The organism is Kribbella sp. NPDC056345 (assembly GCF_042262745.1).
Classification (GTDB): domain Bacteria; phylum Actinomycetota; class Actinomycetes; order Propionibacteriales; family Kribbellaceae; genus Kribbella.
Genome location: NZ_JBHJQQ010000003.1, coordinates 1 through 13,607 on the forward strand (window position 1 = coordinate 1; position 13,607 = coordinate 13,607).

General features: G+C 68.1%; 13 protein-coding genes, 1 tRNA gene and 1 pseudogene. 5 read left to right on the top strand and 10 right to left on the bottom strand.

The annotated features are described in order from the left end of the window. The 6 genes and pseudogenes from ACFCV3_RS11040 to uvrA form a co-directional block, all read right to left on the bottom strand. Positions 1-1,750, bottom strand: a pseudogene (locus ACFCV3_RS11040) (hypothetical protein); the annotation flags it as partial. A 70-nt stretch (positions 1,751-1,820) separates the two neighbouring features. After that, complete coding sequence (locus tag ACFCV3_RS11045; RefSeq protein WP_376028756.1) at positions 1,821-2,105, bottom strand: hypothetical protein; 285 nt, start codon at positions 2,103-2,105, stop codon at positions 1,821-1,823. Next, the gene (locus ACFCV3_RS11050; RefSeq protein ID WP_376028758.1) at positions 2,102-2,464 is read right to left on the bottom strand and encodes a DUF6507 family protein; all 363 of its coding nucleotides are present in this window, start codon (positions 2,462-2,464) and stop codon (positions 2,102-2,104) included. Before ACFCV3_RS11050 ends, ACFCV3_RS11045 begins: the two co-directional genes overlap by 4 nt. A 100-nt stretch (positions 2,465-2,564) precedes the next feature. Next, entirely contained in the window at positions 2,565-2,870 is a 306-nt protein-coding gene (locus ACFCV3_RS11055; RefSeq protein WP_376028759.1) for a hypothetical protein, read from the bottom strand. A 13-nt stretch (positions 2,871-2,883) separates the two neighbouring features. Then, the gene (locus ACFCV3_RS11060) at positions 2,884-3,225 is read right to left on the bottom strand and encodes a hypothetical protein (RefSeq protein WP_376028761.1); all 342 of its coding nucleotides are present in this window, start codon (positions 3,223-3,225) and stop codon (positions 2,884-2,886) included. 269 nt (positions 3,226-3,494) lie between these two features. Then, positions 3,495-6,620 carry an excinuclease ABC subunit UvrA gene (uvrA, locus tag ACFCV3_RS11065; RefSeq protein WP_376028763.1) on the bottom strand — a complete coding sequence of 1,042 codons (3,126 nt, stop codon included), beginning with the start codon at positions 6,618-6,620 and terminating at the stop codon, positions 3,495-3,497. A gap of 219 nt (positions 6,621-6,839) precedes the next feature. Here uvrA and ACFCV3_RS11070 point away from each other — a divergent pair, with 219 nt between their 5' ends. Together ACFCV3_RS11070 and ACFCV3_RS11075 are read left to right on the top strand one after the other, a co-directional pair. Beyond that, on the top strand, positions 6,840-7,499 hold the full coding sequence (locus tag ACFCV3_RS11070) for an MBL fold metallo-hydrolase (RefSeq protein WP_376028766.1): 660 nt from the start codon (positions 6,840-6,842) through the stop codon (positions 7,497-7,499). Positions 7,500-7,506: 7 nt separating this feature from the next. Next, positions 7,507-7,908 (top strand): Imm7 family immunity protein, encoded by a 402-nt coding sequence (locus ACFCV3_RS11075; RefSeq protein ID WP_376028768.1) that lies wholly within the window; start codon positions 7,507-7,509, stop codon positions 7,906-7,908. A gap of 11 nt (positions 7,909-7,919) precedes the next feature. On the opposite strand, the gene ACFCV3_RS11080 is transcribed toward ACFCV3_RS11075, so the two are convergent. Further along, positions 7,920-8,273: a 5-carboxymethyl-2-hydroxymuconate Delta-isomerase gene (locus tag ACFCV3_RS11080; RefSeq protein ID WP_376028770.1), complete on the bottom strand. Its 354-nt coding sequence runs from the start codon at positions 8,271-8,273 to the stop codon at positions 7,920-7,922. Continuing rightward, positions 8,254-8,895, bottom strand: a complete 642-nt coding sequence (locus ACFCV3_RS11085; protein ID WP_376028772.1) for a hypothetical protein — start codon at positions 8,893-8,895, stop codon at positions 8,254-8,256. Before ACFCV3_RS11085 ends, ACFCV3_RS11080 begins: the two co-directional genes overlap by 20 nt. A gap of 107 nt (positions 8,896-9,002) precedes the next feature. On the opposite strand from ACFCV3_RS11085, the gene ACFCV3_RS11090 reads away from it, so the two are divergent. From ACFCV3_RS11090 to ACFCV3_RS11100, 3 genes are all read left to right on the top strand, one after another. After that, on the top strand, positions 9,003-9,548 hold the full coding sequence (locus tag ACFCV3_RS11090) for a TetR/AcrR family transcriptional regulator (protein WP_376028773.1): 546 nt from the start codon (positions 9,003-9,005) through the stop codon (positions 9,546-9,548). 82 nt (positions 9,549-9,630) lie between these two features. Beyond that, positions 9,631-11,805, top strand: a complete 2,175-nt coding sequence (locus tag ACFCV3_RS11095) for an MMPL family transporter (protein ID WP_376028775.1) — start codon at positions 9,631-9,633, stop codon at positions 11,803-11,805. Positions 11,806-11,886: 81 nt separating this feature from the next. After that, positions 11,887-12,690 (top strand): hypothetical protein, encoded by an 804-nt coding sequence (locus ACFCV3_RS11100; RefSeq protein ID WP_376028776.1) that lies wholly within the window; start codon positions 11,887-11,889, stop codon positions 12,688-12,690. A gap of 4 nt (positions 12,691-12,694) precedes the next feature. Here the strand turns inward: ACFCV3_RS11100 and ACFCV3_RS11105 are convergent, their stop codons facing one another. Beyond that, complete coding sequence (locus tag ACFCV3_RS11105) at positions 12,695-13,474, bottom strand: group I intron-associated PD-(D/E)XK endonuclease (RefSeq protein ID WP_376028777.1); 780 nt, start codon at positions 13,472-13,474, stop codon at positions 12,695-12,697. 50 nt (positions 13,475-13,524) lie between these two features. Then, a tRNA-Pro gene (locus tag ACFCV3_RS11110) sits at positions 13,525-13,598 on the bottom strand. Positions 13,599-13,607 lie beyond the last annotated feature (9 nt).

Sequence of the window (13,607 nt, forward strand, 5' to 3'; positions counted from 1 at the left end):
TGTTCGTAGAGCTCGGCGTGTTCGTAGAGCTCGGCGTGTTCGTAGAGCTCGGCGTGTTCGTAGAGCTCGGCGTGTTCGTAGAGCCCGGCGTGTTCGTAGAGCCCGGCGTGTTCGTAGAGCCCGGCGTGTTCGTCGAGCCCGGCGTGTTCGTAGAGCCCGGCGTGTTCGTAGAACCCGGCGTACTCGTCGACCCCGGCGCGTTCGTCGTACCCGGCGTATTCGTCGAGCCCGGCGCGTTCGTCGTACCGGGGGTGCCCGAGTGAGCCGCGGGTGCCTGGGGCGTGTTGGTGCCTGTGTCGGCGTGCGTCGCCGGCGCGGACGGGCTGTCCACGTTCGGCGTGTTCACCGACGGTGTGTCCACGGATGGGGTGTTCACCGACGGTGTGTTCACCGATGGGCTGTCGACCGAGACGTTCGGGGTGTTCACCGGGGCGTGCGTCGAGGCGTTGCCCACGTTCGGGGTGTCGACCGACGGGACGTCGACCTTCGGCACGCCCTGCATCTTGAAGGTGTCGCCGACGATCGGGATCTTCGCAAGCCCGCCGGTGACGTCGGCGACCTTCGGGATCTTGTTGACCAGGCCGAGCGCGCCGTCGTGCAGCGCCATCCGGCCGACCTGCAGCTTCTCCGCCATCCCGGCGACCTTCGTCACCGCCATACTCGCGGCACCGAACTTGCCGGCCATCGCCGCGGTCTTCACCGCGCCCGCCGTACCACCACTGGCCACGGTCGCGACCACGTTGGTGAGCGCCATCCCGAACGCCTTCGCCGGGTTCTTCGCCCACTCGTCCCAGGCCACGAAGCCCTTGAGCATGCCCTCACCCATGGTGAGGCCGGTCTCGCCCCACTCCTTGACCCAGTCGGGCCGGGTGTCCTGGCCGGTGAGCTTGTCGAAGCCCCACCAGGCGAGCTGGTACGGCGCTGTGACTATCTGCCCGACCATCGTGCCGAGCCCCACCCAGGCGGCCCCGGCGTCGTCCCAGGTCGGGATGTCGTAGCCCAGGTTCTCCTTGGCCCAGTCCTTGAGCCCGGGAATCATGCCGAGCAGCGGCAGCACCGGGATCAGGGTGAGGATGCCCTCGATGGTCTCGCCGACCACCGTCGCGACACCGACGACGAAGTCGACCGGCGCCATCACGATGTCCTGCCAGAGCGGGCGATCGCGCTCCTCCGGCGTACCCCAGGCCGGCGGTGGCGGGTCACCTTCCTGCTTCTTCGGCTCCGGCGCCTTCTCGCCCTCCTTGACACCCGTCTTCGGGTCCCAGGGCTTGCCACCGTGCAGCTTGACGATCTCGTTGGCCGCGGTGAAGCAGAGGTTCGGCAGTTCCTCGTTCACGATCCGGGTGACGTCAGCAACCATCCGGTTGTTGTCGTCGATCATGTCCTGGTCGTTCTGCCACTCCGGGTTGCCGTTCTTGCGGCGGTGCCAGGTGTGGGCCTCTTCGCGGATGTTCTTCAGCGTGCCGAGCCGGCCCCGGACCTCGTTGGCGAGGTTCTCCAGATGCTTCGACATCTTCGGCAGGCTGGGCCCGAAGTCGGTCAGGTTCTTCTGAACCTTCCGCGTCGAGTTGACCAGCACCTCGCGCTCCGGCGCGTGGTAGTGGTCGTTCAGCCGCTGGAACGTGTTGTGGACGTTGTTGCCGACGTCCGTGAACCCCTGCCCGAGCGGACCGAGCCCGAACACATTGCGGTCGAGGGCAGAAACCACCTTGTCCAGTTCCGCGATCGGGATACCTTCGGGTTGGATCATGTCAGCTCAGTCCTCGGTCACACGGGGGTCGACGATCAAGTTCAGGTACGGCGTTCGGTGCGGGGCAGCGTCAGGACTGCGTGCGGGCCGCGGCCATGACCTCGGCCAGCGTCTGCTCGCTCGGCGCGAACGACGTGATGCCGCGTTCGCCCAGCAGGAACATCCGGTTGGCGAAACCAGGCGGCACGAAGACCAGGAACTCCTCGGCCTGGTACGCCGGCCACTCCGCCAGCTCTTCGACGGACGTCGCGAGCTCGGGGTTCCCGCCGGCTTCGGCGGTCAGCCACTCGGCCAGCCGCACCCGGCCCGCCTGGGCCACGTCGTCCGGCGCCAGCGCGGATTCTTGTTCGCTCATACGGCTCTGTTCGCCCCTCTGTTCACACCGGGAACCTGCGGAATCTCGCCGCGCCCGGCTGCGCGCTGCGCGTTCAGGGCCATCTCGTTCTGGCCCTCCATGTACGCCTTGACCGCGTTCTGGGCGCCGGTCAGTGACGCACCGATCTGCTTCGCCGCGGCCTCCAGCGTCGGCGACCAGTGCGTCGCGTACTCGCCGAGCGCTGCCGCGACGACCGTGAAGGAGCTGTAGTTCAGGCCGTCCGCGACGGTCTGCAGCTTGGTGCCGTAGTCCTTGGCCAGTGCGTCGAACGGTGTCGCCGCGGTACTGGTGTCTTGGAGGACCTTGCTCACGGCCTCGACATTGATATCCCAGTCCACTCAGTCACTCCTCAGGTCTGCCGGGGCGCGCCCGGCCGACAACAGGCCTGGACACCTCAAGGCCGAAGTGTCCAGAGCCGGGGATAGCTTGTGCGCTCGGTCAGCCGCCGATGCCGTCGACCGCGGACGCCGCCTTCTTCAGGGTCGCGGCGGCGGTCGCGTCGTTCTGCGCCATCGTGTCCTTGAGCGTCTTGATGATCGCCAGGGTCTGCTCGGCCGCCTTGTTGAAGCGGTCCTCGACAGCACGGTAGTTGTCGGTCACGCCACTGGCGGACGCGTCGGCCAGCGCGGCCGTCACGTTCTGCTTGTGGGTGGCGATCAGGCCGGAGATCTGACCGGCGAGGTTGTTGATCGTCGTCTGCACCTCGCCGGAGGCGGCGGTGTCGTAGGCGTTGCGGTTTGCCATGTCAGTTCCTCTCTCAGCGCTTGCCGAACTTGGCGGCATTGAAGTCGGCCGAACCCTGGGCCTTCTTCGCCTGGTCGGCCATCTCGCTGTCACCACCGCGGAACGCGGCGTCCATTCCGGACTGGCCCTGGTTGATCGCGGCGAGCCCGGCGTTCAGGTCGCCCGCGATGCCGTCGACCTGCGCCTTGAACCCGTCGAACATCTGCTTACCGGCGCCGCTCATCTTGCCCTCCAGCGGCTGCGCGGCAGCGACCAGCTGCTTCACCAGGCCACCGAGGTCCTGGGTCCCAGTCCCGGTCTTCTTCGCCAACTGACTCAGGGTGTCCTGGCCCATACTCCAGCGCTGTCCCGTCACGGTCTCTCCTCCGAGGTTATGGTGTTCCGCCGCGACCGCAACCTTAGTCGGACCTACGGGTCACTTCGGCACCGCCGGGCACTCGTCCGCACCTTTCCGCCGAGATGGAAAGGTGCGCCTGCCCGGCCCGCGCGAAACTGGTTGCCTGCAACAAGCACCAGCGCCCTCCCCGGACCGCGATGCAGGAGGCGGCGCACCCGCCGTCGGCAGCCACGCCCGAGCCGGTACGACGACCGTCGTACCGGGTCAGGTCGGGCGGGTCAGCCGTGTCAGCCGGCTGCTCGCTTCCGGGCCGGCGCCTTCTTCGCGGCGGCCTTGGTTGCGGTGACCTTGGTTGCGGTCTTCGCGGCAGCTGTCTTGGTCGCAGCCGTCCTGGTTGCCACCGTCTTGCTCGCGGTCGCCTTGGTCGCGGTCGCCTTCTTGGCCGGTGCGGTCTTCGTGCCGGCAACCTTTGATGTGGCCGCCTTGGCCGGGGCCTTCTTCGCGGCGGTCTTCTTGCCGGGGAGCGCCTTGGCCTCGGCCGCCAGCACCTTGGCGCTCGGCTTCGCGGCGCGACCGGCGAGGATCTCGCGGAGGAACTCACCGGTGTACGACGCGGGGTTCGCCGCGATGTCCTCCGGGGTGCCCTCGCCGACCAGCGTGCCGCCACGGCGACCGCCGTCCGGGCCGAGGTCGATGATCCAGTCGGCGGTCTTGATCACGTCGAGGTTGTGCTCGATCACCAGCACCGAGTTGCCCTTGTCGACGAGCCCGCCGAGCACCCCGAGCAGCTTGCGGATGTCCTCGAAGTGCAGACCCGTGGTCGGCTCGTCCAGCACGTAGACCGTGCGGCCGGTCGACCGTCGCTGCAGCTCGGAGGCCAGCTTCACGCGCTGCGCCTCACCACCGGACAGCGTCGGGGCCGGCTGCCCGAGCCGGACGTACCCGAGACCGACCTCGACCAGCGTGGTCAGGTGCCGCGAGATCGCCGGGATCGCGGCGAAGAACTCCGCCGCTTCCTCGATCGGCATGTCCAGCACGTCGGCGACCGTCTTGCCCTTGTAGTGCACCTCGAGCGTCTCGCGGTTGTACCGCGCGCCGTGGCAGACCTCGCACGGAACGTAGACGTCCGGCAGGAAGTTCATCTCGATCTTCAGCGTGCCGTCACCGGAGCAGGCCTCACAGCGGCCGCCCTTGACGTTGAACGAGAACCGGCCCTGCAGATACCCGCGGACCTTGGCCTCGGGCGTCTCCGCGAACAGCTTGCGGACGTGGTCCCAGACTCCCGTGTACGTCGCCGGATTCGACCGGGGGGTCCGCCCGATCGGTGACTGGTCGACGTGGATGACCTTGTCGACCTGATCCATGCCGGAGATCTTGGTGTGCCGGCCGGGCACCGCGCGGGCGCCGTAGATCTGCCGCGCCAGGGACGTGTAGAGGATGTCGTTCACCAGCGTCGACTTCCCCGAGCCCGACACCCCGGTGACCGCGACGAACACCCCGAGCGGGATGGTCACGTCGATGTCCTGCAGGTTGTTCTGGCGGGCGCCGTACACCGTCAGCTCGCGGCCTTCGGTGAGTGGCCGGCGGACCGCCGGGATCGGGATCTCGCGACGGCCCGAGATGTAGGCGCCGGTGATGGAGTCCGGGTGGTTGCGCAGGTCCTCGACCGTGCCGGAGACGACGACCTGGCCGCCGTGCTCCCCCGCGCCCGGGCCGATGTCGACCACCCAGTCGGCGTGGTCGATGGTGTCCTCGTCGTGCTCGACGACGATCAGCGTGTTGCCCAGGTCCTTCAACCGGACCAGGGTGTCGATCAGCCGCCGGTTGTCACGCTGGTGCAGACCGATCGACGGCTCGTCGAGGACATACAGCACACCGACCAGACCGGACCCGATCTGGGTCGCGAGCCGGATCCGCTGGGCCTCACCACCGGACAGCGAGCCGGCCGGCCGGCTCAGCGCCAGATAGTCCAGACCGACGTCGAGCAGGAACCGCAGCCGCTCGCCGATCTCCTTCACCACCCGCTCGGCGATCTGCTTCTCGCGCGGTGACAGCTCCATGCCGCGCAGGAAGTCGTGCACCTCGTCGATCGACATCGCGCTGATCTCGGCGATGTTCTTCCCGCCGAGGGTGACCGCGAGCGAGATCGGCTTCAGCCGGGCGCCGTTGCAGGCCAGGCACGGCACCTCACGCATGTACTCCTCGAAGCGCTCCCGGCCGGTGTCACTGGACGCCTCGGCGTGCCGGCGCTCGACGTACGGGATGACACCTTCGAAGGTCGTGTAGTAGGACCGCTCGCGGCCGTAGCGGTTCTGGTAGGAGACATGCACCTGCTTGTCGTGCCCGGTGAGCAGCGACTTCTTCGCCTTGGCCGGCAGCTCGGCGAACGGTGTCGTGGTCTTGATCTTCAGGTCCTTGGCCAGCGCGGCGAGCAGACGCTCGAAGTACTGCGAGACGTTCGCCCCGGACCACGGCTGGATGGCGCCCTCGTCGAGGGACTTCTCCGGGTCGGGGACCAGGAGCTCCGGGTCCACCTCCATCCGGGTGCCGAGACCGGTGCAGACCGGGCAGGCGCCGTACGGCGAGTTGAACGAGAACGACCGCGGCTCCAGCTCGTCGATCGCGAGGGGGTGGTCGTTCGGGCAGGCGAGCTTCTCGGAGAACCGGCGCTCGCGGCCCGGGTCCTTCTCCGGCAGGTCGACGAAGTCGAGCAGGAGCAGACCGCTGGCCAGATTCAGCGCCGTCTCGACCGAGTCGGTCAGCCGCTGCTTGGCCGAGCTCTTCACCGCGAGCCGGTCGACCACGACCTCGATGGTGTGCTTCTTCTGCTTGTCGAGCTTCGGCGGCTCGGTCAGCTGGATGATCTCGCCGTCCACCCGGGCCCGAGCGAACCCCTGGCCACTGAGCTGGCGGAAGAGATCCACATACTCCCCCTTGCGGCCGCGGACGACCGGGGCCAGCACCTGGAAACGCGTCCCCTCGGGCAGCTCGAGCACGCGGTCGACGATCTGCTGCGGGGTCTGCCGCGCGATCGCCTCGCCGCACTCGGGGCAGTGCGGCCGGCCGGCGCGGGCGAACAGCAGCCGCAGGTAGTCGTAGACCTCGGTGATCGTGCCGACCGTCGAGCGCGGGTTGCGCGAGGTCGACTTCTGGTCGATCGAGACGGCCGGCGACAGCCCCTCGATGAAGTCGACGTCGGGTTTGTCCATCTGGCCGAGGAACTGCCGCGCATACGCCGACAGCGACTCGACGTAACGCCGCTGGCCCTCGGCGAAGATCGTGTCGAAGGCCAGGCTCGACTTCCCGGAACCGGACAGCCCGGTGAACACGATCATCGCGTCCCGGGGCAGGTCGACCGAGACGTCCTTCAGGTTGTGCTCACGTGCTCCGCGCACGATCAGACGGTCAGACACAAGCTCACTCTCAGACGTTCTCGGGGGTTGACCGGGGCATGCCCCGTGATGCTAACGAGGCCCACCGACAAAAACTTCCGGCAGCAGATCTCAAGGTCTTTCCGGGCGCTGAGCGGGGCGACCGTGTTCGAAAGTATATTCGATCGAAACCTGCCTTCCGCGCAAATCGGCGCAGGTGCGAGGATCGAGGTCCGTACCGAGAATCCAGGGAGATGGCGCATGCCGGAGTACCACGGAAACGTCGAGGTCGGCGGGCCCGCACAGACCCACGAGCTGGCCAAGCTGATGATCACCAAGGTCGCGGTCGGCCCGATGAACAACAACGCCTACCTGCTGCGCTGCCGGCAGACCGACGAGCAGGTCCTGATCGACGCCGCGAACGACGCGAGCACGCTTCTGACCCTGATCGGCGACGGCGGCCTGGCCCGGATCGTCACCACCCACCGCCACGGCGACCACTGGCAGGCCCTGGCCGAGGTCGTCGCCCGCACCGGCGCCACGACCGTCGCCGGCCGCTTCGACGCCGAAGGCATCGACGTACCGACCGACCAGCTCGCCGACGAGGGCGACCAGATCTCCGTCGGCGACTGCCACCTGCGCGTCGTCCACCTGGTCGGCCACACCCCCGGCTCGATCGCCCTCGTCTACGACGACCCCGACGGCGCCCCCCACGTCTTCACCGGCGACTGCCTCTTCCCCGGCGGCGTCGGCAACACCGAGAAGGACCCGAAACGCTTCGAGTCCCTCCTCAACGACGTAGACACCAAACTCTTCCAGACCCTCCCCGACGAAACCTGGGTCTACCCCGGCCACGGCGCCGACACCACCCTCGGCACCGAACGCCCCCACGTCGCCGAGTGGCGCGAACGCGGCTGGTAGGCGGTAGGTGTTCGAGTACCACGGCTGGGCCACCGTGCGGGCCGCCGGCGAAGTCGACGGCGGCCCAGCCGACGACCTGAGCCGGGACGCGTACGACGCGGTGCTGGCCGAGCTCGCAGTACTACGGAACGACTGGCAAACCGCTGATCTCCGGATCTCGAACGGCTCGGCCCACGTCTGGCTCGCAGGGCTCCGCAATCACCGGCAACGCGCCGTGATCGAGGGGTTCGGGCGGATCGCCCGACTGGCACCCGGCTCGTACGGCGTGCTGTACGTCTACGACGACGAAGCCGCGGGTGAGGAGTCCAACCGCTGGGTCGCTTGGGTCATGAAGCGCGGCTCGGTGAGTTCCGAGGCGGACTCGTTCCTCTCCCCGCACGTGGGTGTCGTCGAGGACGAGGAATTCTGACTGTCGGCGGCTCAGTCGGGGCGTTTGTGGTAGGTCGCGAGGTCGCGGATTTCGACGGTTAGTTGGGTGTTGAGGTCGGGGGTGGGCTTCAGGTGGTCGGTGAGGGTGGTCAGGGTCAGGTCGCCGAGGCGGTCCTTGAGGGCGGCGTCGCGGCCGGGGAGGACGGCGATGGTGATGTGAATCATCGCTTCCGCGGGGTCGCCTGTGCCGATGACCGCGTCGTCCAGCCGGACGAAGCGGGTCTTGAAGCCTGGGACGGAGCTACCGATCAGGTCGGCTGCGGCGGGGTGGAGCGCGAGGGCGAAGCCTCGGCGGTCGAATGCGTCGACAAGGGAATCCGAGTACTCAACGGTGATCTGGGGCATGCCCCCAGTATGGCGGCGGCAGGTCGAGCGCCTGGGCGATGGCGGCGGTGACCGCCGCCTCTCGGCCGGGTAGGTGCTGAGGGGCCCACGCGACCACGAGCGCGAGGAAGTCGGTCAGGTCACCTTCGACTTCGGCGAGCATGCGGGCCAGGTCCGCGTCGGTCAGTTCGAGCGTGGGGCTGTCGGCCTGCTCGGTGTCGGCCGTGAGCAGGATCGTGTCGCCGATCCGCTCGGCCAGCGGCGACACGGGTGGGTGACCGTAGGCGATCAGGCCGCCGGGGCTGAGCAGCTGCCGCCACTCGCGCCAGTCCTCCAGCCCGTCGCAGCAGCCGGGCACGAACGTCGTACCGGTGGACTCGTCGACGACCCGCAGACCGCCGGCCACGATCGGCAGGTCCACCGTGAGCAGCCCGTGCAGGAATCCGTCGAGAGGGTCAGCTGGCCGAGCGGTGTCCTCGGGGTCGTCGCTGTAGTCCGCGATGCACCAGACCGCCGTACCGACCTCGGCGGGTGTGAGGTTGCCACTGAGCGCGAACCAGCCGTACGGCGCGGTCGCCGCGACCGGCCAGAGGTCGAAGCCGTCGGAACTCGTGAGTTCGAGGACGGGCTGCATCACGATCACCGGACGAGTGTCTCGTGCGCGGAGATTCTGCGCCGATTCGCGTGATGCGGGGCACAATCCTGACCGATCGGTTGAAAACTGGCCGATCGGTCAGGGAAGATGCGGGTATGACCACCACTCCGGCCCGTGAGCGCACCCGGCACGAGATCGTGCGGCAGGCGATGCGGCTGTTCCAAGGGCGGGGGTACAGCGCGGTCTCGTTGCAGGACATTGCGACGGCGGCGGGGTGTTCGAAGGCGACCGTCCTCTACCACTTCAACGGCAAGCCGGCGGTGCTGGCGGCCGTTCTGGAGCCGGCGAAGGCCGATCTGGCGGAGCTCGTCGCTGCCGCCGCCGAGCTGGACCGGGACGAAGCGCAGGAGTACACGATCGGCCGGTTCACCGAACTCTCCGTCCACTACCGCGGAGTCATCGACGTACTGCAGGAGCTGATCCCGGTCATCCACGAGATGCCGGAGTTCGCGCAACTCGTGGCCGACGGTCTCCGGATGACGGAGTTCCTGGCCGGATCCGACGACCCGCTGGAACTGAACCTGGCCAGCTTCGCCATCAACGGGCTGCTCGGCGAGTGCCGGCGCCCCGGTGAGCGGACCGACGAGGAGATGCGCCGCCTCTGCGACATCGCCCTGCGCCGCGTGCTCAGACCCAACTGAACCGCTCCACCCGATTCACCGGCCCGCCGAGGTACGACGGGCGGCCGGCTTCTGCCCGCACGTCAGAAACGGATGCCTTCCGATGGCCAATCTCCTGTACCGGCTCGGCCGGTTCTCCTACCAGCGCAGGCGCCTGGTCGCCGCGATCTGGGCGGTGTTCATCGTCGCGCTCGGCGTCGGCGCACTGGCCCTCGGCGGCACGACGACGAACACGTTCTCGATCCCGGGGACCGAGTCGCAGCGCGCGCTGGACGCCCTCAAGACCGACCTGCCGGCCGCGAGTGGCGCGTCGGCGACCGTCGTGGTCAAGGCGCCGGACGGCAAGAAGCTGACCGACCCGAACGTGAAGGCCGCGGTCGACGCGACCGTCGCCAAGGCCACGCAGGTCCCCGAGGTGATCGCCGCGATCGACCCGTTCACCAGCAAGGCGATCAGCCCGGACGGACGGACCGGCCTGATCAGCGTCCAGTTCGCCAAGCCGGCCGACGAGCTGTCGAAGGCAAGCACCGAGGGGTACGACGGCCTGTCCGGACTCAGCACGGGTGACCTGCAGGTCGTCCCGGGTGGCCAGGTGGTCGGCAGTGTCCCGGAGATCGGCGCGACCGAGATCATCGGTGTCGTCGTCGCCGCGCTCGTGCTCGTCATCACCTTCGGCTCGCTGGTCGCGGCTGGAATGACCTTGCTGACCGCACTGCTCGGCGTACTGGCCGGGATGGCCGGCCTGTTCATCGTCACCGCGTTCGCCGACGTCTCGTCGACCGGCCCGATCCTGGCGCTGATGCTCGGGCTCGCGGTCGGTATCGACTACGCCCTGTTCATCAGCTCACGGCACCGCAGCCAGCTGGCCGAGGGAATGGATCCCGAGGAGTCCGTGGCGCGGGCGACCGCGACCGCCGGTTCCGCCGTACTGTTCGCCGGGGCGACCGTGGTGATCGCACTGGCCGGGTTGTCGGTGGTCGGCGTACCGTTCCTGACCGCGATGGGAATCGCGGCTGCCGCGACCGTGCTGACCGCCGTACTGGTCGCCCTGACGCTGCTGCCGGCCATGCTCGGCTTCATCGGCAACCGCATCCTGCCGCGGAAGCTCCGCAAGGCACCGGCCGCAGACACTCCGACCGAGGGCTTCGGCTTCCGGTGGGCCCGGTTCGTCACGCGCTTCCGTGTTCCGATCGTTGCTCTCGGCATCATCGGGCTCGGCCTGCTCGCGATCCCGGCCAAGGACATGCGGCTCGCACTACCCGACGGCGCTTCCGCCGCGGCCGGCAGTCACCAGCGCGTCGCGTACGACCTGACCGCCGAGGCCTTCGGGCCTGGCGCCAACGGGCCACTGATCGTCGTGGTGAAGAGCAACGACCCGAAGCAGTCCGGCGCGTTGGTCCAGCAGGTGCTGGCGAAGGTCCCGAGCCTGCCCGATGTGATCGCGGCTCAGCCCGCAGCGGCCAGCCCGGACGGTACGACGCAGTTGCTGCAGATCATCCCGAAGAGCGGCCCCGCCACCGAGGCGACCAGCGACCTGGTGAAGAACGTCCGCGCCACGGTGCAGCCGCTCGCCACCAACGGCGCAACGATCTCGGTGACCGGTAACACGGCCGTCGGAGTCGACGTGTCGCAGAAGCTGGCCGACGCACTGCCGATCTATCTCCTCCTGATCGTCGGCTTGTCGTTCCTGCTCCTGCTGCTCGCCTTCCGCTCGATCCTGGTCCCGCTCAAGGCGACCCTCGGCTTCGTCCTCACCATCGGCGCGACCTTCGGCATCACCGTCGCGGTCTTCCAGCAGGGTCACCTCGCGAGCCTGTTCGGGATCGACAACCCGGGCCCGATGGTGAGCTTCCTGCCGATCATCATGATGGGCATCCTGTTCGGCCTCGCGATGGACTACGAGGTCTTCATCGTCTCCCGCGTCCGCGAGGAGTTCGTGCACGGCAAGGCCCCGACCCCGGCCACCGTCGAAGGCCTCGGCCACGGCGCCCGCGTCGTCACCGCCGCCGCCCTGATCATGGCCTCGGTCTTCGCCGGCTTCATCCTCGTCCACGACCCGATCATCAAAGCCATCGGCTTCGGCCTCACCATCGGCGTCCTGATCGACGCCTTCGTCGTCCGCATGACCCTCGTACCAGCCGTCCTCAGCCTCCTCGGCAAGGCTGCCTGGTGGTTCCCGAAGTGGCTCGACCGCATCACCCCCAACGTCGACATCGAAGGCGAGTCGCTGCGCGTCGAAACCAAGCCCGAACAGAAGGAACTGGTCGACGTCCACTGACCCGGCGAGACGCGCGTGAGACGAGGGTGAAAGGCAGCGCTCCTACGGTCGGGATCTCACTGCCTTCCGGAGGAGCACCTCATGCGCGTCGTTCGTGGAGTACTGACCCTGCTGGCCGCGCTCCTGCTGACAGCCGGTACGGCGATCGCCGCCGTACCGGCCGGCGCCGAGCGGATCATCTACGTCACGTCCGGACTGGTCGAGTTGGGGCCCAACCAGTACGCGGCGCAGTCGGCGGTCTGCCCGGGCGGCACGAAGGTGACGGGCGGCTGGGTGAACGGCGGGACCTGGCAGCTGCATTCGAGCTACCCGATGAGCGACGGGAACAGCTGGCGTGGAGCAGTCCGGACGGGTGAATACGCCACGTCGTTCTATGTAGGAGCCATCTGCCTCCCGGGCCTGACCGACTACAACATCCAGACCGAGAACGCCCCCGTCTCAGCCGGTACGACGAGCTTCCGCATCGCCTTCTGCAGCACCGGCGAGGTGGTCGGCGGCGGCGTCTCGGCCTCGGACCTGAATGTCGTCCTCAAGCAGACCAGCGTGTTCAACAACACGGGTGGGGGCCGCAGCGGCTGGATCGCGAGCTACCTCAACAACGACCCGGTCACCCGCACGGTCAACACCCACGCCATCTGCGCCAACGGTGCCGTCAACCGCAGTGTCCGGACGTCGTCCGAACCCACCTCGCTGGGCATGGACATCAGCGTCAACTGCCCGCAGGACGGAACCATCCCGATCAGCGGCGGCGGCTCCGGGCCCGGCCTCCAAGCGACCCGCGCCGGACGCCCCGATCACGAGGACCCCACCTACTCGCGCTTCACGGTCTTGGCCGGCGTGCCGCTGGCAGCCGCGCGTTCCGCCTCTGTCATCTGCGCCAGCTGACCCCTCACCGCAACAAGCTCGACGCATCCCCCACCCGGTACGGCGCGTAGCTCTCGGCCGAGATTCCGACTCGGCCGGCGAGCACCGTGCTGGGGATGACGTAGATGCTGCCGTCGCCCAGCAGGATGAAGAACAGGTCGATGGTGTCGGGGTCGTACGGCATCTTGGCTGCGGTCTTGTCGAGCGTGTACGGGCGACGGCCGATGCCGACACCCCAATACCCTTTGCTGTTGCGCGCGGCGCACGTCTTCACCTGCACTCGCTGGACACCTTTGGACGTTGTGACCAGTAGGTCGTACTCCTGAGGCTCGACCGGCAACGCGACTGCGCAGCCGCGCAACGTGAACCAGGCCATTGCGACCGATGACGCTGCATACCGCAGGGCTTCCAGCTGAGCTGGCTCATTGAACAGGTCCGCGTCAGCAACTGGTTCTCGTGGCCCCGTGAAGTGCGTGAAGTCCAGGCCCAATCGCACCGCGTGTCCCTTGATACGCGCCCGACTCGCACCGTTGTCAATGACATTCAGCGCCTTGAGCACGTCGGCCCAGCAGGTTGCCGAAGGCACCGCTTCGCGCACCTGGTGATCGGACCACGGCCGTTGTCCGGTGAAATGAGCCGAGTCCAGTCCGAGTCGGTCGGCGTGCCGCTTCAGGGTCCTAATCACGCCTGCTGAGGTGCCCTTCAGGCCCAGCGCACGCGCAACGCCGCGCCAGGAGTGGTTGTTCTTCATGGCCGAACGCAGGGCGTCGTCGGTCCAGTTGCGTCGATCCCCCAGAGTGTTCATGGGGCCAAAACTAAAGAGGAGCACCGACAAAATCGGTGCCCCTCCTGGGGTCGGGCTGACAGGATTTGAACCTGCGCTCTTCTGGCCCCCAGCCAGACGCGTTACCAAACTACGCCACAGCCCGCCGCCCGGC

Bases quoted from the DNA above. Each gene is read 5' to 3' on its own strand.
- ACFCV3_RS11090 (WP_376028773.1), top strand. From the start codon at position 9,003: ATGACCACCACTCCGGCCCGTGAGCGCACCCGGCACGAGATCGTGCGG.
- ACFCV3_RS11095 (WP_376028775.1), top strand. From the start codon at position 9,631: ATGGCCAATCTCCTGTACCGGCTCGGCCGGTTCTCCTACCAGCGCAGG.
- ACFCV3_RS11070 (WP_376028766.1), top strand. From the start codon at position 6,840: ATGCCGGAGTACCACGGAAACGTCGAGGTCGGCGGGCCCGCACAGACC.
- ACFCV3_RS11080 (WP_376028770.1), bottom strand. From the start codon at position 8,273: ATGCCCCAGATCACCGTTGAGTACTCGGATTCCCTTGTCGACGCATTC.
- ACFCV3_RS11100 (WP_376028776.1), top strand. From the start codon at position 11,887: ATGCGCGTCGTTCGTGGAGTACTGACCCTGCTGGCCGCGCTCCTGCTG.
- ACFCV3_RS11045 (WP_376028756.1), bottom strand. From the start codon at position 2,105: ATGAGCGAACAAGAATCCGCGCTGGCGCCGGACGACGTGGCCCAGGCG.
- ACFCV3_RS11105 (WP_376028777.1), bottom strand. From the start codon at position 13,474: ATGAACACTCTGGGGGATCGACGCAACTGGACCGACGACGCCCTGCGT.
- ACFCV3_RS11055 (WP_376028759.1), bottom strand. From the start codon at position 2,870: ATGGCAAACCGCAACGCCTACGACACCGCCGCCTCCGGCGAGGTGCAG.